This is a genomic window from Domibacillus aminovorans, assembly GCF_001643235.1.
Lineage (GTDB): Bacteria > Bacillota > Bacilli > Bacillales > Domibacillaceae > Domibacillus > Domibacillus aminovorans.
Genome location: NZ_LQWY01000021.1, coordinates 26645 through 52470, shown reverse-complemented (window position 1 = coordinate 52470; position 25826 = coordinate 26645). Strand labels below are relative to the sequence as shown.

General features: G+C 39.6%; 27 protein-coding genes. 22 read left to right on the top strand and 5 right to left on the bottom strand.

Going from position 1 to position 25826, the window contains the following annotated elements:
• The first annotated feature begins 118 nt into the window (after positions 1-118).
• The 10 genes from AWH49_RS09015 to AWH49_RS08975 all read left to right on the top strand — a co-directional run bounded on the left by AWH49_RS09015 (position 119) and on the right by AWH49_RS08975 (position 8000).
• A complete protein-coding gene (locus AWH49_RS09015; protein WP_018392091.1) occupies positions 119-319 on the top strand; it encodes a cold-shock protein in 201 nt (66 codons plus the stop codon).
• 144 nt (positions 320-463) lie between these two features.
• Positions 464-607 carry a 3-methyladenine DNA glycosylase gene (locus AWH49_RS19970; RefSeq protein WP_157723695.1) on the top strand — a complete coding sequence of 48 codons (144 nt, stop codon included), beginning with the start codon at positions 464-466 and terminating at the stop codon, positions 605-607.
• A gap of 94 nt (positions 608-701) precedes the next feature.
• The gene (locus AWH49_RS09010) at positions 702-1211 is read left to right on the top strand and encodes a hypothetical protein (protein WP_063965416.1); all 510 of its coding nucleotides are present in this window, start codon (positions 702-704) and stop codon (positions 1209-1211) included.
• A 123-nt stretch (positions 1212-1334) separates the two neighbouring features.
• Positions 1335-2213 carry an aldose 1-epimerase family protein gene (locus AWH49_RS09005; RefSeq protein ID WP_063965415.1) on the top strand — a complete coding sequence of 293 codons (879 nt, stop codon included), beginning with the start codon at positions 1335-1337 and terminating at the stop codon, positions 2211-2213.
• 115 nt (positions 2214-2328) lie between these two features.
• Positions 2329-3360 (top strand): Delta(5) desaturase DesA, encoded by a 1032-nt coding sequence (gene desA, locus AWH49_RS09000; RefSeq protein WP_034290082.1) that lies wholly within the window; start codon positions 2329-2331, stop codon positions 3358-3360.
• A 121-nt stretch (positions 3361-3481) separates the two neighbouring features.
• Positions 3482-4615 (top strand): sensor histidine kinase, encoded by a 1134-nt coding sequence (locus AWH49_RS08995; RefSeq protein WP_063965414.1) that lies wholly within the window; start codon positions 3482-3484, stop codon positions 4613-4615.
• Positions 4612-5211, top strand: a complete 600-nt coding sequence (locus AWH49_RS08990) for a response regulator transcription factor (RefSeq protein ID WP_063965413.1) — start codon at positions 4612-4614, stop codon at positions 5209-5211. Before AWH49_RS08995 ends, AWH49_RS08990 begins: the two co-directional genes overlap by 4 nt.
• Positions 5212-5364: 153 nt before the next feature.
• A complete protein-coding gene (locus AWH49_RS08985; RefSeq protein WP_018392099.1) occupies positions 5365-5643 on the top strand; it encodes a helix-turn-helix domain-containing protein in 279 nt (92 codons plus the stop codon).
• An 807-nt stretch (positions 5644-6450) separates the two neighbouring features.
• The gene (locus AWH49_RS19130; protein WP_425305704.1) at positions 6451-7230 is read left to right on the top strand and encodes a hypothetical protein; all 780 of its coding nucleotides are present in this window, start codon (positions 6451-6453) and stop codon (positions 7228-7230) included.
• A gap of 107 nt (positions 7231-7337) precedes the next feature.
• Positions 7338-8000: a phosphatase PAP2 family protein gene (locus AWH49_RS08975; RefSeq protein WP_063965411.1), complete on the top strand. Its 663-nt coding sequence runs from the start codon at positions 7338-7340 to the stop codon at positions 7998-8000.
• Positions 8001-8033: 33 nt separating this feature from the next.
• Here AWH49_RS08975 and AWH49_RS08970 read toward each other — a convergent pair whose 3' ends face one another.
• The 5 genes from AWH49_RS08970 to AWH49_RS08950 all read right to left on the bottom strand — a co-directional run bounded on the left by AWH49_RS08970 (position 8034) and on the right by AWH49_RS08950 (position 13891).
• Positions 8034-8690, bottom strand: a complete 657-nt coding sequence (locus AWH49_RS08970; RefSeq protein WP_063965410.1) for a potassium channel family protein — start codon at positions 8688-8690, stop codon at positions 8034-8036.
• 27 nt (positions 8691-8717) lie between these two features.
• The gene (locus AWH49_RS08965) at positions 8718-10055 is read right to left on the bottom strand and encodes a TrkH family potassium uptake protein (protein ID WP_063965467.1); all 1338 of its coding nucleotides are present in this window, start codon (positions 10053-10055) and stop codon (positions 8718-8720) included.
• A 140-nt stretch (positions 10056-10195) separates the two neighbouring features.
• Entirely contained in the window at positions 10196-11005 is an 810-nt protein-coding gene (locus tag AWH49_RS08960; protein WP_244886791.1) for an MOSC domain-containing protein, read from the bottom strand.
• A gap of 142 nt (positions 11006-11147) precedes the next feature.
• Positions 11148-12317 carry an IS200/IS605 family element RNA-guided endonuclease TnpB gene (tnpB, locus tag AWH49_RS08955; protein WP_063965409.1) on the bottom strand — a complete coding sequence of 390 codons (1170 nt, stop codon included), beginning with the start codon at positions 12315-12317 and terminating at the stop codon, positions 11148-11150.
• A gap of 314 nt (positions 12318-12631) precedes the next feature.
• Positions 12632-13891: a M48 family metallopeptidase gene (locus AWH49_RS08950; protein WP_063965408.1), complete on the bottom strand. Its 1260-nt coding sequence runs from the start codon at positions 13889-13891 to the stop codon at positions 12632-12634.
• Positions 13892-14081: 190 nt separating this feature from the next.
• Here AWH49_RS08950 and AWH49_RS08945 point away from each other — a divergent pair, with 190 nt between their 5' ends.
• The 12 genes from AWH49_RS08945 to ppnP all read left to right on the top strand — a co-directional run bounded on the left by AWH49_RS08945 (position 14082) and on the right by ppnP (position 25743).
• Complete coding sequence (locus AWH49_RS08945) at positions 14082-14915, top strand: GDSL-type esterase/lipase family protein (RefSeq protein ID WP_034290093.1); 834 nt, start codon at positions 14082-14084, stop codon at positions 14913-14915.
• Positions 14916-14975: 60 nt separating this feature from the next.
• A complete protein-coding gene (locus AWH49_RS08940; RefSeq protein WP_034290094.1) occupies positions 14976-15365 on the top strand; it encodes a hypothetical protein in 390 nt (129 codons plus the stop codon).
• A gap of 164 nt (positions 15366-15529) precedes the next feature.
• On the top strand, positions 15530-16177 hold the full coding sequence (locus AWH49_RS08935) for a TerD family protein (protein WP_051927995.1): 648 nt from the start codon (positions 15530-15532) through the stop codon (positions 16175-16177).
• A gap of 97 nt (positions 16178-16274) precedes the next feature.
• Positions 16275-16751, top strand: a complete 477-nt coding sequence (locus AWH49_RS08930; protein WP_063965407.1) for a glutathione peroxidase — start codon at positions 16275-16277, stop codon at positions 16749-16751.
• Positions 16751-17200 carry a MarR family winged helix-turn-helix transcriptional regulator gene (locus AWH49_RS08925; RefSeq protein WP_034290096.1) on the top strand — a complete coding sequence of 150 codons (450 nt, stop codon included), beginning with the start codon at positions 16751-16753 and terminating at the stop codon, positions 17198-17200. The genes AWH49_RS08930 and AWH49_RS08925 overlap by 1 nt, the downstream gene beginning before the upstream one ends.
• Positions 17201-17282: 82 nt before the next feature.
• Positions 17283-17525 carry a hypothetical protein gene (locus AWH49_RS08920; RefSeq protein WP_018392112.1) on the top strand — a complete coding sequence of 81 codons (243 nt, stop codon included), beginning with the start codon at positions 17283-17285 and terminating at the stop codon, positions 17523-17525.
• 1017 nt (positions 17526-18542) lie between these two features.
• Complete coding sequence (locus AWH49_RS08915; RefSeq protein WP_063965406.1) at positions 18543-21314, top strand: response regulator; 2772 nt, start codon at positions 18543-18545, stop codon at positions 21312-21314.
• Between the two features lie 196 nt (positions 21315-21510).
• On the top strand, positions 21511-21945 hold the full coding sequence (locus AWH49_RS08910) for an SRPBCC family protein (protein WP_063965405.1): 435 nt from the start codon (positions 21511-21513) through the stop codon (positions 21943-21945).
• A complete protein-coding gene (locus AWH49_RS08905) occupies positions 21946-22308 on the top strand; it encodes an ArsR/SmtB family transcription factor (protein ID WP_063965404.1) in 363 nt (120 codons plus the stop codon).
• A gap of 247 nt (positions 22309-22555) precedes the next feature.
• Positions 22556-23275 carry a hypothetical protein gene (locus tag AWH49_RS08900; protein ID WP_157723694.1) on the top strand — a complete coding sequence of 240 codons (720 nt, stop codon included), beginning with the start codon at positions 22556-22558 and terminating at the stop codon, positions 23273-23275.
• A 212-nt stretch (positions 23276-23487) separates the two neighbouring features.
• A complete protein-coding gene (gene asnB / locus AWH49_RS08895) occupies positions 23488-25323 on the top strand; it encodes an asparagine synthase (glutamine-hydrolyzing) (protein ID WP_063965403.1) in 1836 nt (611 codons plus the stop codon).
• A 102-nt stretch (positions 25324-25425) separates the two neighbouring features.
• Complete coding sequence (gene ppnP / locus AWH49_RS08890) at positions 25426-25743, top strand: pyrimidine/purine nucleoside phosphorylase (protein WP_063965464.1); 318 nt, start codon at positions 25426-25428, stop codon at positions 25741-25743.
• Positions 25744-25826 lie beyond the last annotated feature (83 nt).

Here is a 25826-nt window from a genome sequence, read left to right as displayed (position 1 = left end):
ATTTTCATTGAAATCGAAGAACTTGTTTGAATATGTATAAAGGAACGGTTAAACAGAGATAATACATAAGCAATCTGAAATTGCGATATGAAGTATTTTTTATGCTAGGAGGAACAAAATGGAAAGCGGTAAAGTGAAATGGTTTAACAGTGAAAAAGGATTTGGGTTTATCGAACGTGAAGGGGGAGAGGATGTATTTGTACATTTCTCTGCCATTGAGGGCGAGGGGTACAAATCATTAGACGAAGGCCAGGCAGTGACTTTTGAAGTTGAAGATGGTCAACGTGGCCCGCAAGCAACAAATGTAAGTAAGGCATAATGAGCGATGTGAAAAACAGACCTGGGGTACCAGGTCTGTTTGTATTTAGACAAAGGAAACCATTACGGCAATGCGCCGTGTTTATATTTAATAAAACAGGATAAATGAATACATGTTAACTATTTGTGAGGGGAGGGACGTTTCATGACAGAAGAAAAAGGTGTAAAACGTAATGACTCGATCGAGCAAAAGGTAAAAAAAGAAAAAGGACAGGATATTGAGCCACAACGAGCTCGAGATCCAAAAAAGCCAGGGCAAGAAGATAAAAATCCTGACGACTTTGAGTAAATGTGTATCATGAAAGGAAGACGAGTTTAAATTGCTCGTCTTTTTTGATATTTCATTTCAAGGTAAATGATTGTAAATGATGAGGAGTGAACGTATGAAACCTAAATCGGACAGAGAGTCTTTCATAGACGATTTGGATGATCAAAATGACAAATTATATTTAATTTTAAGAGGCCATCTTTATATTGAAAATGAATTAAACAAATTGCTTGAAGGGTTTATCCCAAATCCAGATATATTAGAACTGTATAAAGAACGATTTCGGACCAAAACGGAAATAGCGTCTGCCTTTAACCTGATTGACCAAAATCAATGCGAGATGCTGCTTGAATTTAATGAACTGCGAAACAAATATGCTCACCGGTTGAAATATAACATTAGTCATCAAGAAATTATGGAGCTAAAAAGTAAATTAGGGGAAATAGAGGGGCTTGAACGACTGGTAGAAGATATCGTTACAGAGAATAAAAGCACCTCTGTAACAGATCTTAAAACGGTCATCGCCGGCCTACGTACCATTTTAAATGTAAAAGCAACGGGAATAAAGAAGTGTGAAGATCCATCCTTTCATGTAGTTGATTTGGATGATTTGGAAAATGAATAAGAAGAACTCAGCAGAAATTATGCTGAGCTTTTTGCGTCATTTAAAGGGAAAGATGATTGTTTTTCTCAATAGATCCGTCATAATAAGAAGGAGAAATTTTATAAAGATGAGGAGTAAGAAACGATGATTATGATTGAAAACGATTGGTTAAAAGTAAGCATTTCAACGGAAGGAGCGGAAGTGCGAGAAGTGTACCATAAGAAAAACGAGCTACATTATATGTGGACGGGTGACAGCGCGTATTGGGGACGTGTATCTCCAGTCTTGTTTCCTATTGTTGGGCGTTTAAAAGGAGATCAGTATGTAGTGGATGGACAGAGCTATCCGATGTCCCAACATGGTTTTCTACGCGACGTTAACTTTGAAATTGCCGAGCAAACAGTGGACAAAGCTTCCTTTCAATTTGAATCGGCTGGTTTATTCACGGACATATACCCATACGAATTCAAGGCAGTCATTCACTATACACTAGATGAGGCATCACTTACCGTTCGCTGGGAAATAACGAATGAAAACAAAGAAAAGATGTATTTCTCGATCGGTGCGCATCCGGCGTTTCGGATCCCACTTTTGGAAAATGAAACAGTCGAGGATTACAAAGTAAAAGTGATGCCTGCTGAAAATAAGAAAGCAATGGAATACGAACTAACAGATTCTCTCATTAAGGAGAAAGGTCCAGCTGACGGTGTTCAAGCTTTTACATTAACCCCGTCCTTATTCGCAAATGATGCGTCTATTTACAGCAATATTAATTACGTCACGCTCGAATCCAATACAACAAGCTATGGCATAGACGTCACGTTAAAAGGCTTTCCATTCGTCGGGATTTGGTCTAAATACGATGAAGCAGATGGCACGATCGCCCCGTTTATCTGCATTGAACCGTGGTATGGCGTTGCTGACACGAACGAGACATCGGGAGAGCTGAAGGACAAATTTGGTATTAATATGCTTGAAGTGGGCGAAACGTTTCAAGCTGAGTATGGAATGAAATTTAGATAAAGTTTTCAAAATATGACACTTGTCATACTCAGGGTGTGACGGGTGCTACTGCATAAGTAAAAATCCCTTCGTTATAATAAGGTATATCATCAACTAGCGGAGGGAACACAATAATATGAGCAAAGAAAAAGAAAAAGCAAAAGTTTTACGAAAACAAGTTGCTCCATACGAAAAATCAAATACGAAAGCGAGTATTTGGCAGCTCATTAACACGATTGTACCGTTTGTCGTCATCTGGTACCTGGCGTATCAAAGCTTGTCCATTTCCTATTTCCTAACGTTAGGTTTATCGGTTATTGGCGCAGGATTTATTACGCGGATCTTCATTATTTTTCATGACTGCTGTCACCACTCGTTTTTTAAAAATAGAAAATTGAATCGAATTGTCGGAACACTTACAGGCGTTTTAACGTTTTTCCCTTATGATCAATGGGCACACAGCCATAATATCCATCACGCGACGAGCAGTAATTTGGATAAACGCGGGACAGGTGATATGTGGATGATGACGGTTGAAGAATATTTAACGGCTCCATTAAAAACACGTATTGCGTACCGTCTTTACCGGAATCCATTCGTTATGTTCGTCATTGGGCCGATCTGGGTATTCCTCATTACGAATCGCTTTAACGTAAAAGGAGCAAGAAAGAAAGAGCGTATGAATACGTATCTCACGAACATCCTGATTTTTGCGAGTGCTGGATTGCTTTGCTGGGCGATTGGCTGGCAGTCATTCCTGCTCGTACATGGTCCAATGTTCTGGATTGCCGGTTCAATGGGTGTTTGGCTCTTTTATGTACAGCACACGTTCGAAGATTCTTATTTTGAAGAAGATGAAAATTGGAATTTTGTGCAAGCAGCAGTGGAAGGTAGCTCATTCTACAAGCTTCCAAAACCGTTGCAGTGGATCACAGGAAATATCGGCTTTCACCACGTGCATCATTTAAGCCCACGTGTACCGAATTATCAATTAGAAGCGGCACACAACAACGCAGATCCTTTGCAAAATGTACCGACCATTACGCTCTGGACGAGTATTCAGTCCGTAAAATTCCGTTTGTGGGATGAGCAAAGTAATAAGTTTGTTACATTTAAAGATGCGAATCAATCTGTTAAATCGTTGAAGAAAAGCGTCATGAGTGAATAAATTGTATAAAAATATGTCCATCACCATATTTCCGTCTTAACGGGAATATGGTTTTTTTTACAGAAATGTGGGATGATTGTGCTAAAATAAGAAGCAAGTACAAGAAAAATGAGGAACAACGATGAAAAAACGAACGACAGTCTTTCAAAAAAGTTCAGGCATGTCTCCATATATATGGAGTATTTTAAGTTTTTTGCCCTTTTATTTTATATTCCAGTCTTCCTCGACGAAGGAAATTATCTTCGGGATCACGCTGACGATACTCTTTTATGTTAGCTTTCGGTTCGCGTTTCTATCTAAAAATTGGCCTGCTTATGTATGGATCTGTATTTTAGTAGGCATATCGATCATCATGACGATACTCTTTCAGTTTATCTATTTTGCCTTTTATATTGCGTATTATAACGGCAATATAAAAAAGAGAGGGGCATTCATTACAGCATATGTCATTCATTTAGTCGGCACGGCCTTTTCGATCAATTACAATTTTGTTCTGAAAGATCCGTTCTTTATTCAGCAGCTGCCGCTCATCGTGATTGTGTTTATTAGTGTCATATTACTGCCGTTTAATCTATATAATCGAAAAAAACAGGACAAGCTTGAAGAGGAACTGCAAATGGCGAACAATCGCATTTCTGAATTGGTCAAACAAGAAGAGCGGCAGCGCATTGCCCGTGATCTTCATGATACGCTCGGACAAAGGCTGTCTCTCATCGGCTTGAAAAGTGACCTTGCGAGAAAGCTTATTTATAAAGATCCGGAAAAGGCAAAAGAGGAATTAATCGACGTGCAGCAAACCGCCAGAACGGCATTAAATGAAGTGCGGAATTTAGTTTCATCGATGCGCGGCATTCGGATTAACGACGAAATTGTGCTCGTTCAACAATTGTTAAAAGCGGCACAAATCGAATATACGGGTGAGAAAGAATTTAAATTGAACAACGTATCGCTTTTTGTTGAAAATATTATCAGTATGTGCATGAAAGAAGCTGTGACCAATATTGTCAAGCATAGCCAGGCCTTTTCTTGTCATATTAGCATTAAGCAGACGAAAACCGGGCTGCAGTTGACTATAAAAGATGATGGGATTGGGATGATCCGGCAAGATATTGGAAAAGGAAGCGGCCTTCTCGGAATGAGAGAGCGGCTTGAATTTGTGAATGGTAGTCTAGATATTCGATCAGATAATGGAACGATGATTATTATGAATGTGCCAAATGACGTGAAACAGCGTGATGAGGGGGAATATGAATGATTCGAATCGTTATTGCCGAAGATCAGCGGATGCTGCTCGGGGCATTAGGCTCGCTGCTCAGTTTAGAAGACGATATGGAAGTAGTCGGACAAGCAGCAAACGGGGAAGAAGCGGTTGCACTCGTTCAGACGTTACAACCGGATGTGTGCATTATGGATATTGAAATGCCATTAAAGACAGGACTAGACGCTGCAGAAGAGTTAAAAGACTGTGACTGCAAAGTGATCATTTTAACAACATTTGCCCGAACCGGCTATTTCCAGCGTGCGATCAAAGCGAAAGTGAGCGGTTATTTGTTGAAAGACAGCCCGAGTGAAGAGCTCGCTAGCTCCATCCGCAGCATTATGGCTGGAAGACGCGTGTATGCACCTGAATTGATGGACGACTTTTACAGTGAAGAAAATCCACTGACTGAACGGGAAAAAGATGTATTAGAGCTTGTAGCTGATGGGAAAAATACAAAACAAATCGCTGAAGAACTCCAGATTAAGAATGGAACGGTGCGAAACTATATTTCTACTATCTTTGATAAGCTCGAGGTGAAAAATCGAATCGAAGCCATTTCTCAATCGAAAGAAAAGGGATGGTTTAAGTAGATAAGAAAAGCCGCTTGCCATAAACGCAGGCGGCTTTTTTCATTGTATTTTCACTTTTCTTTTTTATACTTAATCCGGATATTAGAGGAATTTGGATTCATATGACACATATATATGATGGACAAGTATGATGAAAAAGCAGGAGGGGAGTAGATGGATTTGTTCATAGGTGTTGGACTGGCGATAGCCGGATATTTTATTTGTGATGGATTACGGAATTACCAAAATCCAACAGAAAAAAGTTTCTTTGATTATTTTAAAAAAAATGATCAACGTGAATTGTTGGCAGAGAGCAGCGTGCATCATTTTTTGGGCATAACGAAAGAAGAGGCGAGAGTGTTAATTCAAGAACACCCCGATATTCCTCACGTTAAATTAAATGGACAAGTGTATTTCTCCAAAACGAAATTGCGTGAATGGATAAAAGAATAAAAATTCACTTTATCTTGTCACACTATCCAAACAGGTGCGCTCTGCATATATTAGTTATGGAGAATATAAGCAGGTGAGGTGTGTGATATGGAGAAAATGATGACGGACTATGTACTACTCTTAAAGGCGTTTTTACCTAGAGGAGTCGAAGTTCTGGAGCTGCAGCAGCCAGAAAAACGTCCTGCGATCTTGCTGGCTGACTTAGACGGAGATCATTGTCTAGAATTAGTGGGAGCTTATAAAGATCATGGTGAAAACTATATCGTCATACTAAAAGAGTACGATCATACGTGGTATCAAGTGGCTCACATGAAAGGGAGCGGGTACAGCATAACGGATTTATTGGCCGCTCCTGTCGTGGACAGTACGATCAACACATTGCTCATTGGCTGGCAGATTGCGGGTATTTGGTCGGAGCTCGACTTACTGCAGTGGACGCCAGAAGGCTTTAAGCATTTGACACCCAATAAAAAGGTCTACAGCAAAATGAAGGTAGAAGAGATGAATGAGTGTCCAGGCACGTATGAGATTGCCCTCTGGAATCATGACACAGGAAATGCCTATCAAATAGACATCTATCGTTGGTGCACAAACGACCTCGTTAAAGCAACGGACGTATACCCTTATTACTTCAAGAAAGTAGCGAATTACTATAAAGCCTTACTTCAAGAGATGGATTCTCCTGTTTATTGGTACTATTTAGCTGATGCGCAAATGAAAGCAGGATTACTGGATCAAGCTTTAACGACCATTCATAAAGCGCTGTCCTCATCGACTCCTTATCCGTCTAAAGAAAAACTGCTTGAGATGAAGCGGCAGCTGCAGGCAGAAAATAATAAAGTCGTTCAAGTGAAGCGAGGAGACGTTACCGGGGATGGCACTATTGATACAGTCTATCTGACAGCAGATCAAACGCCGGACAGTCCGTTTTGGCAAAATATCACTCTTGTCGTTCGAGATGGAAGAACCAATCAGTATGAAAAAATTTATTTGAAAGAAAATGCCGGTTATAATCCGACCATTTTTCTTGGTGAATTCACAGGTGACAAAGTAGAGGATATTCTCATTGTCATCAATACAGGGGGAAGCGGTGGAATGATTTATGCGTATATGTTTTCGTATATAAATGGGGAAATTCGTCAGATCTTTGATTCTGAATCATTTAATGAAAAATATACGTATAATGTGGTATACAAAGATCATTATAAGGCCATTGTGACAAGCTTCAACAAGAAGAAGTATACAATTGATCTCATGTATAAAGGTGCTGATTATTTAGCGGAGATCTATAACGCGGATGGGACGCTGAAAGAGCCAATCGAAGGCTGGGTATCTCCTTTGTCGGGACTGTATCCCGTTGATTTTGACAGGGATGGCATGTATGAACTGAACACATTTCAAAACATCGCCGGCCGATATAACGCCGATAGACTTGGCTATATGGAGAATATACTTAAATGGAATGGAAGAGAATTTGCACCAGACCGCCAACATGTGGCGATCTTTGGTGAAGAGTTGAATACGGTCAAACTGGATTTGCCCAATGCGAAAATGAGGCCTCCGGAAAGATTAAAAGATCCTATGTAATAAAACGTTCTTCTGCTGACACCATTCGATTTTTTGAATGGTGTTTTTAAGTGTGATAAAATGAACAGCCGATACAAATTGATAATAAACTCGAGGTGTTTGTTGCTATGAACTTAAAGTTTCAGCTTTCCATTGCCTTTATCATCAGTCTTGTTTCGTTAATTGGATTTGGCTTTATGGCTTTTTTAGTGAGCAGCCATAAGATTATTCAATTTGATCAGACTGTGATCTCGTTTATTCAAGGATTGGAATCGTCGATGTTGACGGCGATTATGAAGTTTTTCACGTTTATTGGTTCAACGTATTCGATTGTAGTGCTTTCCCTTCTCGTGTTATTTTTTCTTTACAACGTATTCAAACACCGCTCAGAACTTATTTTATTTATAGCGGTCGTTCTAGGTTCGAACATTCTCTTTAAATCATTAAAATGGTTCTTTCATAGAGCGCGTCCGGATTTTCACCGGCTTATCGAAGTGGGAGGATATAGTTTCCCAAGCGGCCATGCGACGAACGCGATTACTCTTTATGGTATTCTTGCTTTTCTGCTTTGGCGTCATATACCAGTTGGATGGGGCCGTACGCTCTTAATTGTTATCAGTACCATGATGATGATGATGATTGGAACGAGCCGTATTTATTTAGGCGTGCATTACCCAACAGATATTATAAGTGGTTATTTAGTAGGTGGATTTTGGCTTACGATCGCGATTTGGTTTTATCAGCGATACCAGAAAAAGCGTCAGAAAAGAAAAAACTTCTTCGACATGTAATACACATGATCGGCATATCCAAAACAAACGGGGCTATTCTGTATTGGAAAATGCCGATAGATCTACTTTTTTGCCGATTACGATTAAAATATCACCGTCGTTTATGACGTGGTCAGGTGAAGGGGAGATGGTCATTTCGTCATGACTCATGACCGCAATCACATTTAAATGATACGTTGCTCGTATACCAAGATCCCGCAGGCTTTTACTCACCATGCTTGAAGGGATTTTTATTTCTTCTATGCTGTACTCATTCGATAGTTCGATAAAGTTTAAGACATTAGGTGACAGCAGCTGATGGGCAACACGTTCGCCCATATCTTTATCCGGATAGACGATCCAATCAGCTCCGACTTTTTTTAACACTTGCCCGTGTAGTTCGCTCAGCGCTTTGGCGATAATTTTTTTAATCCCTAATTCTTTTAAGAGCAATACGGTCAAAATACTTGCCTGCATATTACTCCCAATCGCGACGATGACACAATCAAAATTGCTAATACCGATGGATTTTAATGTTGCTTTTTCAGTCGTATCGGCTACAGCTCCATGCGTAATAAATAATTCAGCATCTTCAACTTCGTCCGCGTTTATATCAATACCCATTACTTCATGACCGGTTTCATTCAGTTTTTTTGCAATACTCGTTCCGAATCGGCCCATCCCAATGACCGCAAATTGTTCTTTTGGCATCTTGTCGCCACACTCCTTACAAATTCATTAGCCAATCATTATTTTTCCTTTCGGATAACGGAACGCATTCGGTTTTTCTCTTGTAGCAACGGCATAGGCAATCGTTAAAGGTCCCACTCTCCCTGCAAACATGGCGAAAATAATGAGTATACGACCAACCGGTGATAATTCAGGGGTCAGCCCCATGGATAAACCGACGTCAGAAGAGGCAGAAACGGCTTCAAAAAAAATCATTAAAAAGTCTTTTCCACTTTCTGTAATCGTCAGCAGCATGGTAAGGATGATAACGAAAAATAACCCGCTGATCGTGATGGTAAGAGCTTTATAGATGGTGTCAAAAGGAATACATTGGCGAAAGAATACAACATCTTCTCTCCCTTTTATCTGTGACCAGACAGCCCCTAATAAAGTCGCGAAAGTGGTTGTTTTAATCCCGCCCCCAGCTGAACCGGGAGAAGCTCCGATGAACATAAGAAAAATAAGCAGGAATAAAGTAGACTGCGATAAATCGGGAATGTTCAATGTACTGGAACCAGTTGATCGTGTCGTAACAGATTGAAAAAGTGCGGCTAACACTTTTCCAGAATAAGATAAGGGCTGCAATGTTTTCGGGTTTCCAAACTCTAACAGCAAAATGAAAATTGTACCGCCAAACGTTAAGACGAAGCTCGTAGCGAGTACAACTTTCGTATGTAAAGATAAACGGCGGGTTTCCCGGTATTCGAACACTTCATTCAAGACAATAAAACCAATCCCGCCTACTGTAATGAGCGCACAAACCGTCAGGTTTACGATCGGATCTTCTGCATAAAGGGCTAAACTTTTAAATCCCCCGGTTAAGTCAAAACCTGCATTATTAAAATTTGAAATCGAATGGAAAACCCCGTAATAGATCGCTTTTCCAATCGGCATCTCAGCAGCAAAACGAAACGCTAAAAGGATTGCCCCAACGATTTCAATCGTAACGCTAAAAAGGATAATTCTTTTCGTTAACGTCACAACGCCTGAAATGGACGAGCTGTTTGTCGATTCACGAAGCAGCAACCGTTCTTTTAAAGAAATTCGTTTCCCCAACAAAACAGCAAGAAAGGTAGCAAACGTCATAAACCCGAGTCCACCTAGTTGAATGAGCGATAAAATGACAAGCTGTCCAAACAGGGTAAAGGTAGTGCCTGTATCCACAACGACGAGACCATTGACACAAGCAGCAGATGTAGATGTAAATAAAGCATTTAAAAAAGACAGCCCCTTTCCATCGACTGTCGCATAAGGCAGAGATAACAGAAATGTTCCAATTAAAGAGATCGTCAAAAAGCCCAGTACGAGAACTTTGGGAGGGTCTAAAAATTTTTTTATCTTTTTCAACTCCCTGTCTGTGAAATGAAGAGTACAATCGATTTCATAAAATACATTGTCTACACTATTCTGTCCTGATACTTCATGAACATTCATAAAAACACACAGCCCGAAAGAGAAATGTTCTTCCAGGCTGTGTGTTTTTTCTTCTATTTAATATCCACATGATCTCCAGCATGTATCTTTCCATCTGTCACGACTTCAGCATAAACACCGAAACTGCCGGCATTGTTTTTGACGATTGATTTTAAAACAGCGGGATCTTTCGGAAGATCGCCTTGTGCAAGTGTCGTCATGACACACCGCTTCGTCGGCTGCAAAATTTTTAGCTGCACATGGCTACCGATCGTCAATGTTTTACCAATCCACTCATTCTCTACGAACCCTTCTGCTTCTGGAACATCAATGATGATATTCGGTCTGAATCGTCTCGGTTCAATTCTGCTCTCGGGAATCGATTTTCTTAACGTATTGATCGTTGACGTCGTAATAATGTGAACGATTCCAATATCAAAAAAAGTACCTTCAGGTGATGTTCGAGTGAAAATGGAACCTGGATTCTCTAATTCCTCTATATCTTCAGGAATGTACCCCTCAAATTCGACATCGAGTGATGAAGGACTCGACAGCTGTACCGTTCGATTAAAGCTCTCAGAAAGCTTTGTGTTCTTTTCCTCATCTGTACTTAGAATCGCTGTGCCATCAGGAAACGTGATTCGGACAGGCGGAGTAGACGATAACAGTTGTGGCGGCTCCGTAAAAGCTGCCCGGTATTGAAACATGTTCGGCCATTTCAGTGGATTTTTTGCATTTGCGAGTTTACTTGTGGACATGTCGATGACGCCGAATGCTCTGTCCCCTAATAGTCCCTTTTTTGTTATGTCGCACGCATTCATTTCTTCCCCCATCATCGATTTAACAGGGTATCTCCATAGTGATGTCACTTTTGCAGCGTTCACGATCAAACACGCTCCTTCATAATAGTTAAGATGAAATCAAAAACATGTTTAAAATCTATTAAATTACAGTATACGACATTGAACTACCCCCACGTAACAACATTATGTCTGTTTGAAGTAGGGGATTCCTAAGAACACCAACCTATCGGCCAGTTATGGAGTAGGCTACCCCCGCAGTCCCTGCGGTTAAAAGTCTTATGGCTTCGTTTTTGAGATTTAATCCTGCGTTAAGATCTCGATCATGATGAGTTTGGCACTCTGGACAATCCCACTCACGCAAATGAAGATTCTTAACGTCTTTATTTTTATATCCACAACAAGAACATAATTGAGAACTGGCAAATGTTTTTCCAACAACTACAACCTGTTTTCCATACCATTTTGCTTTGTATTTAAGCATAGTTCTGAATTGCGACCAACTCGCTTCACTGATGGCTTTCGCTAATTTATGATTCTTCAACATGTTGGACACTTTCAAATCTTCAATACCGATCACATCGTGGTTTTTGATGATCTCGGTGCTGATCTTATGCAAATAGTCGTTACGTGCATTCACCATGCGTTCATAGATACGAGCCACTTTTCTGCGTTGTTTTTGATAATTCTTTGATTCAGACAGCTTACGTTTCTGTTTGATAGCGATTTCTTTTCTACGTGAAAGAACACGTTGCTCTTTTGCCAGTTTCTTTTCAAGTGAACGGAAGAAACGAGGATTTTTGTATATGCTTCCGTCAGAGAGAATAGCAAAGTCTTTTAATCCAGCGTCCATTCCAACGGATGAACCTGTTTTCGATTTTTCTTTCACCTCTGTTTCGGCAAGAATAGAGGCAAAATACTTGCCATTTGAATGGCGTCTAATCGTAGCATTCAAGATACGTCCTTCCACCTCACGACTTTTCGCAAAGCGAATCCAACCAAGTTTCGGCAATTTCAGTTTATGATCAGCAACCGCAATATTGCCGTTCGTGTGCTTTGTTGTGTAGGATTGAACATGGTTCTTTTTCGATTTAAAATGTGGTCGTTTATTTTGATTTTTGAAGAATCTCGAATAAGCATCCGCAAGATTTTTAAGTGATGATTGAATGGCAACACTATCGACTTCTTTTAACCACATTAATTCCTTCTTTAGTTGTGTTAATTGGACAGAACACGAGTTATACGTCAATCCTTTGCCTGTTTCTTTGTACGTATCATTCCACTTCGCTAAAAAGTGATTGAAGACAAAACGGCTGCTTCCGATTGTTTTCGCAATCAGCCTTTCTTGCTCTTTGTTTGGGTAGATGCGGAATTTATACGCTTTGTGCATGATCATTGTATGATACCTCCGTTCCCATCTTCCTCATTATACCATTCCTAAAAGAAAAAACAAACATTAGTTCTGTTTTTTCTTTTAGAAAAATAGAAGAAAAAAGGGGGCATTCGTATCATCGTTCCTTTCGTCTAATTCAAACAGCTTTCGAACAGTCGGACAATCGAGACCGCTAAAGCGACCCCTTGTCCGAAGGCGATTCATCCCACGCTTAATACCGAGCTGTGCGCTTTACGTATTTGAAGTGGGGTATTATGTAATGAAAAAAGCCAGTCTATTGAAAGACCGGGCTTCAGATTATTCATTATTCTTTTTTCTTATTCATCCTCTGGAATCTGATAATGTTCGACATAATCAATCCGTTCAATGAGACGGGGATGAGAACCTTGGAAAAAATGAATCACATCAGGATCATACCCGGTTGTTTTGGAATCTTTCGTGAGCTTCTGAAAACTTGAAATAGCGGCTTCTTTATCGTCTGTCATGTTCAACGCATATTCATCCGCCTGTGTTTCCATATATCTTGAATATACATTTTCCAAAGGAGAAAGGGGAAAACTGACGATTGATACTGCCAACAAAAGCAGGGGAAGAGCCGCAAAATCGTCGGCTTTTTTTATGCCAATCTGTGAACCGACATTACGTAAAAGAAAGTGGTACACATAGTACGTACCAAATGCGACGTAGAAGGTCATGAACACATTTAAGAAAAGATCGTGGTACATGTGCTTCAACTTATAGTGGCCGATTTCATGTGCCATCACAAAACGAATTTCATCGATCGTCAATTTTTCAATCGTTGTGTCTCCAAGAACAATTTGCATGTTCGAACCGATCCCTGTGACAAATGCGTTCATCTGGTTCGTTTGTTTAGACATATTCATTTCTAAAATTTTTGCATCCGGAATCCCTGCTTCCGCAGCAAGCTGTTCAATTTCAGTACGAACGATTTTGTCTTCAAGCGGTTTATATTCATTAAAGAGTGGACTAATAAACTGAGGGACAAGAAACATCATTAGAACGGTAAGAGGCAGGCAAAAGCCCCACATGCTAAGCCACCATTTTTTCGGCTGTTTTCTGATGAGCCAGAAAGCACCGAATAAGAGAGGCGTCATGATGAGTAAGTCTACGCCGAGATCAAGGAGAAAATCTTTTACCCAAGAGTACAGGCTTTGACTCGTCAAATCATAATGATGACCGAGATAAAAAAAGAACAGATCAAGAGGAAGGTAAATGGCTGCGAGCATGAGCGAAAGGACGAAATAGTAAAAAGAAAATTGCCAGAAGGAGCGTTTGGCGATTTTTTTGGCGTGGTCACACACCCGTTTGGAAAAGGAAAGAACGGCAATGAAAAGGAAAAAATCAAGTGGTGTTTTTAAAAAAAAAGTAAAATAACCGATCAAATCAAGCTGATGGGACTCTTCGATTTGAGCGGAGGTTAAAAAGGCAGCAGGATCTGCTGTCGTTCCTTTATAGTCTTGTGGGATATCACCGGGCGTAAGACTAAACAGGTACGAACTGATGCCAATTACATAAATCAGATAAACGAGAAAAAAGATGACATAAAAAGGTTTCATTGACCATGTTTTTTCACGGATATTCCTATCACTCCATTACGCTTTATTGGCGTATTCATTATTTGACTTTTTAGTTTATGAGTGCTAGCTTTTTTTATGATTGATACGACGATGTATTACGTATAATTTGTTATTAATTGGACGATAATTGAATGTGTTTGCATATAAAAGGAGGAAGTAAGACGAAAAAATGAAAGTCATTGGATATGTACTCAGTCTCTTAGGAGTAGGCGTATTAGGTGTATCGATTTGGATATATTATCCGCAGTATCAAATCGATAAGGTGAAAAAAGAAACGGCCGCTGTTTCACATACAATGGCGAGTGAACATCACATTTCGTATACGGATTATTACCGTTCTGTCGATAAACCAATCCTTCATCATCTAGCGTTAGGCGATTCGATTATAAAAGGTTTCGGGGCTAGTTCGAATGAGAATTTAGTCAGATCGTTTTCGTTGAATTTGGAAGAGGATATTCAAAAAGAGGTTCTTTATCAAAATGAAGGCATTAATGAAATCACAAGTGAAGAATTAAACGAGTTAGTTCAAAAGGGAGAATTTGACGAGAAAATTAAAAACGCGGATATTGTCACTATTAATATTGGGGGAAATGATATACTGCGCCTCGGTTTTGAGGAGGGCTTTTATGAAGCAATTCGGTCATTTGATCGACTTCAAACCGATTTTGTCCATAACCTATCGAGTACGATGAATCGAATTAACGAGCTTAATCCTGATGCGACCGTTCTTTTGTTGGAGTTATACAACCCATTGGATCAAGAAAATGAATTTTATTCTTTAGCAGACAAAATACTGCCTAAATGGAACTTGAAGCTCTATGAACTGGCAGACAAAGTGGACTATGCATTGGTGATTGAAACGGCGGATGTGATCAATAGTGAGCAGCCACAATATCTTTCTTATGATGGAGTTCATCCGAACGCGCGCGGGTACAATGCGATTGCTGAACAAATGTTGATCCAATTAAAAAATGATACGAGAACTTTAATGAAACAACATTAAACCTCCCTCCCGGATAAAATGTTTTCGTTTGCAAAAGATATCGAAAAAGGAGGAGATAAGGTGGAGACAGATTTAAAAATAGTCTTAGGGAAAGCTTTCGGTGAATTATACGAAATACAAAAGAAACAAGGGATTAAGAAAGTGGATGAAGGCCACATTTTCGGGTTGTTAAACGGTTTTGAAGAAGCGTTAAACAATGAGTTTGAACACTTGAATTTTATCACTGAAGAAGAAGTGAACAAAGTGTCTCATTACTTTGCTCCGTATGTGGAGGCAGAAGAAAAGACGAAGGAACTTCCACCCTTCACTAATATGCAGTCAGATTTAGAGAAACAGGGGATTGGGCAAGCACGGTTCATTACGATATTAAGGTATTTAAATGCAACAAATAGACTGAACGTAGACGTTAATGAAGCAGGGGATTTTACGTTGACGGAAGAGGTTCGTTAATGAAGGAGCATCCATTGGGGGTGCTTTTTTTGTCTTTTTGATGAACTAAGGGGAGAGAAACTGGGGTGAAAAGGGTTCAAAATTGAAGAGAGATAGGACGGTGTGGTACGATTTAATTACTATAATGAGAGTAAGAAAAGTTATTTTAGGCAGGAGGAATCATGTTGGTTAAACTGGTTAACGGACAAAAAGTAGAGTTAACGAAGCCTTCTTCTATGGTGACATCCATTCGGCTCGGTCTCGGTTGGTCAATCAGTGACCATTCAACATCCCATTTTGATTTGGACGCATTGGCATTACTAGTGGATGAAACAGGCAATATTCGTTCAAAGGAACATATTGTGTTTTACAATCAGTTAACGGCGTTTGATGGAGTGGTTGTTTTATCAAATGATAATCAAAATGGTGCCGGAACAGGCGATGATGAACAATTATTCATTCAATTATCGTATGTACCTGCTTCGATTCATAAAATAGTGGTGGCAATTGTCATTCATGAGGCGGATGAGCGCGGTCAAACATTTGGTGAAGTGAATGATGCTTTTGTTCGTATTGTCAGTGACGAAACGAAAGAAGAAATCGCCTGTTACGAGCTGGAAAAAGATTTTTCGAATGAAACAGCAGTTGTGATTGGTGAAGTGTGCCGAACGGAAGATGGGTGGACATTTAAGACGTCTGGAAAAGGCATTGACGGCGGCATAAATTCAGTATGCCAGGCGTACGGAATGATGAAATGGCCGGATTCCTTTTTTGAAAAGAAAAAAGCGCTGACCAAAACATCCCCCTTATATGCAAAGAAGCCACTTTTTTAAGAGTGGCTTCTTTGTGCAAAAAACTTGTATTTAGTAATTGTATCGTATACGATTAAATCGTGGAAGATATAATTTTGAGAAGGGGAGATGATCAAGCATGACAAGTGTATATGATTTCGAAGTGAAGAAGCCGAATGGTGAAGTGATGTCGTTGAAAGAGTATGAAGGAAAGACGTTAGTAATTGTCAATACTGCAAGCAAATGCGGATTCACGCCTCAGTTTGGCGGGCTGCAATCTCTGTATGAAAAATATAAAGATGAAGGAATGACTGTGCTCGGTTTTCCGTGCGATCAGTTTAACAATCAAGAGTTTGATGACATTAACGAAACGACCGAGTTTTGCCAGCGAAATTATGGTGTCTCGTTCCCGATGTTTGCGAAAGTGGAGGTAAATGGGGACGAGGCGGACCCACTTTTTAAACATTTGACGACAGAGAAAAAAGGGATTTTATCGAAAAAAATCAAATGGAATTTTACGAAGTTTTTAGTCGATAAAAATGGACAGGTTGTCGAACGGTATGCGCCGACGACAGATCCGGAAAAAATGGAAGAGGATTTGAAAAACGTATTGTAATGAATGATTTTTTAACGTTAAATAAACAACTATGTTTTGCGGTGTATGAAACAGCTGGCGAGTTTAATAAGCTGTATACGAGCGTCCTGCAGCCATTCGAATTGACCTATCCGCAATACCTCGTGCTTCTTTCATTGTGGGAAAAAGATGAAGTGACGATGAAAGAACTCGGCGCCAAACTGAATCTTGGCACCGGTACGCTTACACCAATGATTTCAAGAATGGAAGCGAACGGATGGCTTCGAAAAGAACGGTCGAAAGAAGATGAACGGAAAGTGTTCATTTATCTTAAAACAAAAGCACGAATAGAACAGCCACACATTACGAAACGTGTCGCGGAAGAAATCAATTTATGCAAAATTGAACGCGATGAATACGAGCAGTTAATGAAAAACTTGAATGGTCTGCACAGAAAATTGAAAGAACGATTAAAAAGCGCTGGAGCTTAATTGTCTCCAGCGCTTTCAATTTATTAATAATAATGGCGCTATTGGATATCATAATGGACATCATCTACTATAGGGGGTTCTTATGAGTACTCGATATTGTTGCCCAAACTGCAAAACGAATCGGACTAGATTCAACATTATTGAACAGGTTGCCCATGCAGTCAAATTAGATCCTCAGACAGGAGAAGTCATTGAACGATTTGAAGGTACGGCTGACCAAGGTCCTTTCCATACCGTTTACAACGGTCCAAAACGGAGAATCCAATGTGCTGCCTGCGGATTAATTGAAGATGAAATGAGGTTTGTTAAATTCGGTGAGAAATAACAATCTCGCTTCGTATAATGAAAAAAGTGAATTTTGTTGCATGAACACCTCCAGGGTTTTTACTAAATCCTGGGGGACTTATTGGTATTAAACACGGTTTTGTACAATTTAGTCAGTGAATAAGTTTAAATGAATCATGTCTTTTTGAGACAGTGATGAGAAGTTAAAAAATAAGGGCGGGAATACGTTTCACGCTGACAAGAAATTTGATGTCAAATGGAACCAGAACGAGCTAGTAGTAGGATATCCGACAGATGCTAAAATATATGAACAGGATAACCGTGTGGGTGAGATAAAAGTTAACTATATATTTAATAATAAAGATCGCTAAAAAAGTCATTTGCTCATTAGAATATTAATGAATAGAAGACTTTTTCTACAATTATATTTGAGCTTTTTTGATAGAGATACAACGTGATGGATGATAATGAATAGCTAACGGTCAAGAAGAGTTAGGGAAGTAGCCTAACTCTTCTTCTTTTTACTTAAGATCATAATTCCCTTTTAGTAAATCATCACTCAAAGGGAATTTTATAATAAAATGACTAACAAGCTGAAGGGGACTGGAGTGGATGAGTTGCTCTATCTATTAGCTTTAATTGTAGGAATCGGGGGCTCTTATTTCATTTGGAGGACAAAACAGGTGGCTGTTCAAAAAACGAAAAGACGAGAAAGAAATGTGCCAGTGTTATTTGGCAGACTGAAAACGCCGTGTACAAATAGCTTTTTGTGTCCTTAATTGCGTATGTGCTGATGAAATAGCGTTATTTCCGAATAATTATTTTGGAAATAATGAAAATATTTAGTCTGATTTTGGATAATCAACACCCGTGAAATAAAATATTTATTAATTACAATTTATAATTTAATTCTGAAAATTTTTAAACTATAATAAAAACGTCACCCGTAATTATTTTTATCATAATGGCAGTGATACTAGTCAGTAAAAGAACGTTATTCTATTCCTGAGCAAGTGATACTTGGTAGGAAAACAATAGACCAGAAAAGAGGAGTTATATGACATTTAAAATGAAACTATTTTTAGCTTTTGGCATTATTTATGCAGTAGACGCTCTTCTTCATACTTATGTTGGGACAAGGATGGCTAACTTTAACCAAGAAATGGAAAATTTTACTAAAAGCAATGAGGTACTTATGTATGCGAACATCATTCAAGATGGATTGAATGATTACAGCAAAGACTTAAGAGATCTAGTCGCGAATCCACCTCAAGACCTTCAAGGTACAATTGAGGTAGATAGGGATAAACACCTTCAAGATGTGAACCTAGCGATCAATTCCTTGGAAAAGTTGGGTGAAAGCGAAGAATCACAAGAAATAGTGGAGAATTTAAAGGCAACGATGAGAACGTATGCTGAAGTAGATAAAGAAATGTCTACTCTCATACAAGAAGGAAAAAATGAGGAAGCAGCTCTACTGTACTGGTATAAGGGTCGAGAAAGTATGGACAATATGAATGAAGTTTCCACTCAGCTAAAAAATAGGGAGAATACTATAGCAACCGAAAATTCCATCGAAATAAACAAGACGTATAATCAAGTTATTACAATAACTAGAGCCTATGTGTCTGTATCATATTTGCTTGGATTAACAATGTTACTTTTTATTCTGTGGAATGTGACGGGCAGATTGAATAAGGTCAGTTCCGTCATGTCGAAAGTTAATTTTAATAGCTTGGATAAATTACCTCGTATACATCTTAAAACAAAAGATGAGATTGGAAAAATTGCTATTTCATTCAATGAAATGGCGGAAGCTCTTGAAACGCATACAAAACAGGAGAAAGAATTAAAAAATGCTGCAGAGAAACAAAGCTGGTTAAAAACGAAAATTGCTGAAATTGCGACCATGTATCCTGGAATAGATAATGTAGAGACGTTAGCCCACATGTTCATCACAAAGGTCACTCCTATGGTAAGTGCAGCGTATGGCGTCATCTATATAAAGAAGGATACGAAATATAATGGGAGCTTTCAGAAGCTAGCTGCCTATGCAGATAATTATGATAATCAACAAGAGGTTGGTGCTAGCAGCTTTCATTTAGGGGAAGGAATCGTTGGGCAGTGTGCACTAGAGAATCGCATCATTTCACTCAATCAAGTTCCAGAAGACTATATAAAAATCACGTCTGGCTTAGGTTCAGCCCGACCGTCTAATGTACTCGTTCTTCCAGCAGAATTTCAAGGAGAGGTATTGGCTGTTATTGAATTAGCTTCATTTGAACCGTTTAGTGACCTAGAGGAAATGCTGCTGCAAGAGGTCATGAGCAATCTTGGTACGAACATAAAAAGTATTTTAAGACATATGCAAGTAGAAAAGCTGCTTCAAGAATCACAGGCTTTAACGGAAGAATTGCAAAGCCAATCGGAAGAACTTCAATCTCAGCAAGAAGAGTTAAGAACCGTTAATGAACAACTTGAAGAGCAGTATGAACACTCCGAACAGAAGACAAAAGAAGTAGAAAAAGTAAAAGATATTCTTGAAGAAAAGGCACAGCAGTTAACGCTCAGTTCGCAATATAAATCGGAATTCTTGGCTAATATGTCCCACGAGCTGCGAACGCCACTTAATAGCTTGTTAATTCTCGCTCAAATGCTCACGGATAATGTCGATGGAAATCTTACTGAAAAACAGGTGAGTTACGCGAAAACAATCTACTCATCAGGAAATGATTTATTGCATTTAATCAATGATATTTTAGACATCGTGAAAATTGAAGCAGGAAAAACAGAAGTCATGTCTAAAGATGTGGAACTGAATAACGTGAAAGAATTTGTGGAGGCGCAATTTACTCCTGTCGCTCGTAAGAAAAATATTCAATTGCATGTTCAGCTTGCTTCTGATTTGCCAGAGGTTATTCATACAGATAAACAGCGACTACAGCAAATATTGAAAAATTTATTATCCAATGCATTTAAATTCACCGAACAGGGTGCTGTAACATTAACAATAGAAAAAGCGGAAAAAGGGATGTTTTCAAAAGAGCAAGAGGATGCATTCACTCATTCAAATATAGGGTTTGTCTTTTCTGTTAAAGATACAGGAATTGGGATTGCAACAGAAAATCAGGACATCATTTTCGACGCGTTTAAACAAGCGGATGGGACCATCAGCCGAAAATATGGTGGAACGGGATTAGGGCTTTCCATTAGCAGAGAACTCGCTCATTTATTAGGCGGTTTCATTGAAGTCGAAAGCACAGAAGGCTATGGAAGCACATTTACGTTATATTTGCCTCATTATCAAAACATAGCAAGGAAGGAAATAGCCATTTCTGAAGCAGAGGCAGCCACAACGCATCTCGAAAATTCAAGCACCGTACCTGTTGTTTCGGCTGAGTATCCATTTCAGGCAGATGATTCTTGGAAACAAATACCCGAAAGGAAAGCGTTGCTAGAAGGTAAGAAAATACTCGTGGTGGATGACGACATGCGTAACGTGTTTGCTTTGACAACAGCGCTTGAAAGCTATCAAGTTGAAGTAATTTTTGCCGAAAACGGAAGAGATGGGATTGTCGTTTTGCAAGGAAACCCAGACATCGATCTCGTTATTATGGACATTATGATGCCTGAAATGGATGGATTTGAGACGATTCGAATGATCCGTCAAACAAATGAATTCCAAAGTCTTCCAATCATTGCCCTTACAGCTAAAGCGATGAAAAATGATCGAAAGGAATGTATTGAGGCAGGTGCATCCGATTATATTAGTAAACCAGTAAATTTAGATCAGCTATTTTCAATCATACGGGTATGGCTATACAGATAGGTGAGAGTTCAATATGATTTATCTACACACATGAATGAATTTTATTTCAAAATTTTTTAATTATAAATCAACATAAAGGTATTATGTTGTATTAAAAACGCCACAGATACTAAGATCTGGGCGTTTTTTGTAACACGTCTTATTGAACTAGCGAGGCAGTCTAGTACAATAAAGAATGAAGATAAAGGAGAATATGATGGAAACAAATAATCAAAACATACTACAAGATATTAAACAAACGGTTATTATTGAAGCGCCTATTCAAAAAGTATGGAACACAGTATCCACTTCGGAGGGCATTGCAGCATGGTTTATGCAAAATGATTTTGAACGGAAAGAAGGACACGAATTCCATTTACAATCACCATTTGGACCATCTCCATGTAAAGTATTAGAAATTAATGAACCTCATCGGCTTTCTTTTTCGTGGGATACAGATGGCTGGGTTGTTACATTTATTTTAAAAGAGTTGGGTGACAAGACAGAGTTTATTCTTATTCATAGTGGATGGAAACATCCTGATGTTGTTCTGCCAAAAGCGAAGGAGAAAAGTTCCGTTATTCGCGATAGAATGGACAATGGTTGGGTAGCGATTGTTAATGAACGTCTTAAAAAGGTTGTTGAGGGTTAAATGACTTCATCAGCAATAAAATATGATGTATTTCAAGCTATTGCTGACCCAACTCGTAGAGAAGTACTGAGATTGCTTGCTCAAAAGGAATTATCTATTTCAAAAATAACATCACATTTTCCGATGAGTCGTACCGCTATTGCAAAACATCTTTATATCCTTTCAGAAGCAAAATTAGTCAGTGGACGAAAGGTAGGTAGAGAAAAACTTTATCGGTTGCAGCCAGAACCATTAGAAGAATTACAACAGTGGCTTTCTTTTTATGAACAATTTTGGAATAATAAATTGTCAATGCTTAAACATATGGTTGAAAATGATGAGGAAAAGGAATTACAACCCATTAGAACGGAATTGGATAAATAGAAATGACAATTGTAAGCAATTTATAAATAGAATAAGAGAAAGACCGACCGATTGAGTGATAAGGTCGGTCTTTTTGTTGTAAAAAATGACAGTAAGAAGTAGACCCTGATTCCAGCACTATTTTTGTCGTCTCTAACTTGCGGTAATGCCTTAAACATAGCTTTTTTAGCAGATATGTTTTTAGTACTGGTGTTATGCCAACTCTTAACGAATATACTTGAATGGTATATTCACTGGTTTTTGGCTTGTGGAGGCAGTTCCAGAGTGGAATGGTGAGAAGGTTCACATCTTACATGAAGAAATTATACTTTCAAAGGAGGAGAATGGGATAGAGAGGATGACGCCCAGCAAACTACAGTATTTGTTCGATGTTGAGCATCCTTTAAATCAGTTCGAACAGTATGCTGAATTTATAGAACGCTCACTAAAGAGTGAGGTAGGCAGGTATGAAAAAATGGCAGCAGAATTCGATGAGGAGGATCAAGAAAGCTTTTGGGATTGGCATATAGATGAAGTTAGCCTTTACCGTAGTGATTTCCCCAATATTTTAAGAAGCTCCCTTTTAACGAGCATGTACTCTTTTGTAGAAAGTAAATTGGTGGCGCTCTGTCACCCTACTGAATCAGGAAGAACTTTTAGTAAGAGAAGCAGCAGCCGGAAACCGTTGATTAATAAAGCGAGAGATTATTTAATAACCGAGTTGAACGTGGCATTTCCAGTTGATACACCAGCGTGGAAATTCATCCAAAACACGAATAGGATTCGGAACTGTTTGGTCCATAGTGGCGGGGATGTGAGTGCATTCAGGTCAGAGCGAAAATTAAGAAACATTATTGCCGATATGGAGTATGTAATGATAGACCAAAGAGACAAGATCATTCTGGATGAGACATTTTGTCTGGCATTCATTGACCACAGCTTTGTGCTTTTATCAGCGCTTTACAATGTTCAGATAGAGGAGCAGTGAAGGTTTTTGCTCATCAACGATTTTAAAACCATCTATTTCCTCAACGCTTACCACACTGTTTACCTCATTAGCTGCATAATAAAATTCACAAAATAGTATCGGGGTTGATAATGTGAAATATACTTGTCCTTATTCGTATGTAGTCCGTCAATGTTCTCTTGGAATGATTCACTTCCTGCCTGAATACATTAATGCAGGAAAGGGTGATCTACATGTGCGGAATAACGGGATGGGTAGATTTTGCACGCGATATGAGGAATGAACAAGAGGCGGTTAAAACGATGGCGGCGACGCTTAAAAAGCGTGGTCCGGATGACTTTCGTGTGTGGGCAACCCATCATGCAGCATTCGGTCACACGCGGCTCGTTGTCGTCGATCCGGTAGGCGGCAGGCAGCCGATGACGTGCGGTCCGTATACGATTGTGTATAATGGTGAGCTGTATAATACGGAAGAAATTAGGCAGGAGCTGTTGAAAAAGGGATATACGTTTCAAGGACATTCCGATACAGAAGTGCTGTTGACGGCCTTTATTGAATGGCGTGAGAAATGTGTAGATCGTCTAAATGGAATTTTTGCATTCGGTGTATGGGATGAAAATCAGCAGGAGCTGTTTATGGCGAGAGATCGGCTCGGAGTAAAGCCACTCTTTTATACCGAATGGGACGATTCTTTTTTGTTTGGATCGGAAATAAAGGCGCTTCTGGCGCATCGTCATGTAAAGGCGGAAATCGATCGTGAAGGACTAATGGAATTGTTCACGCTCGGACCAGGGCGGACGCCGGGACATGGTATTTTTAAAGGAATCCATGAATTGCGCCCGGCTCACGCGCTTACGTTGAATCGAACTGGGCGTCGCATATGGCGATACTGGAACGTGGAAAGCAAGAAGCACCTTCATTCGATGGATGAAACAGCGGAACAGGTTCGATTTTTATTAAAAGATGCCGTTGAGCGTCAGTTGACAGCCGATGTGCCCGTTTGTACTTTTTTATCCGGCGGTGTTGATTCGAGTGCGATCAGCGCATTTGCATCGGATTATTTTCAAAAAAACGGACGTGGTTCTCTTCACACCTATTCGATTGAATATGTGGAAAACAGCCAATATTTTAAGAAAAGTGTCTTTCAGCCAAGTGAAGATAAGCTGTGGATTGATAAAATGCAGAAACATATCGGATCGATTCATCATTCATCGATCATTGAACATGACGAGCTTGCGGATAAACTAAAGGCTGCGATGATTGCCCGTGATGCGCCGGGAATGGCGGACGTTGATTCGTCTTTATTATGGTTTTGTGAAGAAATCAAACACGATTTTACAGTCGGATTGTCCGGTGAGTGTGCGGATGAAATTTTCGGCGGATATCCGTGGTTTCACAGGGAAGAGTTGTTGAACGGATGTGGTTTTCCATGGATTCAGTCGTTAGCGGATAAGACGCTTTTACTAAATGAAAAATGGCGAAACACCCTTCCATTAGAAGAGTATGGGGAACAACGGTATAACGATCTTGTTGGTGAAACGCCGCAATTAGACGGGGAAAGCGGAATCGATCGCCGCCGCCGGGAAATGTTTTATGTGAATATGGTGTCGTTTATGACGGCTCTTCTTGAGCGGAAAGATCGGATGAGTATGGGGGCGGGTCTCGAAGTGCGGGTGCCGTTTGCGGATCACCGGATCGTTGAGTATGCGTGGAATATTCCATGGAAGATGAAGATGGCGGACGGCCGGGAAAAAGGGATTTTGCGGAAGGCGCTTGACGGCTTGCTACCGAGAGAGGTGTTGTACCGGAAGAAAAGTCCGTATCCGAAGACACATCATCCGGGCTATACGAAGCTGGTCAGCGGGATGATGAATGACGTTCTTGCCAAAGATTCGCCGCTGCTTGAATTTTTTTCACGATCATCATTGCAAGAGATCACAGACTCAGGAGGGGCATCGTTTCAAGTGCCATGGTTCGGCCAGCTAATGACGGGACCGCAGCTGCTTGCTTATTTTGTACAGATGAATCAATGGTTTGAACAATACAATGTGAAAGTAAGTACCAATTAACGTACACAGTGAATGAATAATTCAGGCATCCAATCGGGTGTCTTTTTCAATATTTAGATTTTGTGGTACAGTAAAAAAAATGAATAGGAGAGGAAGATGACGATGACACAATTTAAAAATGTAACAGTAGACAAAGCAGCAAATATTTATTTTGATGGGAAAGTGACAAGCCGGACGATTTTCTTTGAAGACGGAACGAAAAAAACACTTGGTATTATGATGCCTGGGGAATATGAATTTGCGACTGTGCTGAAAGAAGAGATGGATATTACGGCTGGAACGCTTCAGTATAAGCTTGCAGACGGCGAGTGGGAAACGATCGACGGAAGCGGCGTTTTTTACGTGCCAGCGAACGAGTCCTTTCAGTTAAACGTACATACAGTAGTAGATTATTGCTGTTCGTATTTGGAAGAGGAATAAAGAAAACTTTCCCGGCAGCAATCTGCTGTAGGTTATATTTTGGAACGAGAGAGAGCTGTCCCGAAATAGGGACAGCTCTCTCT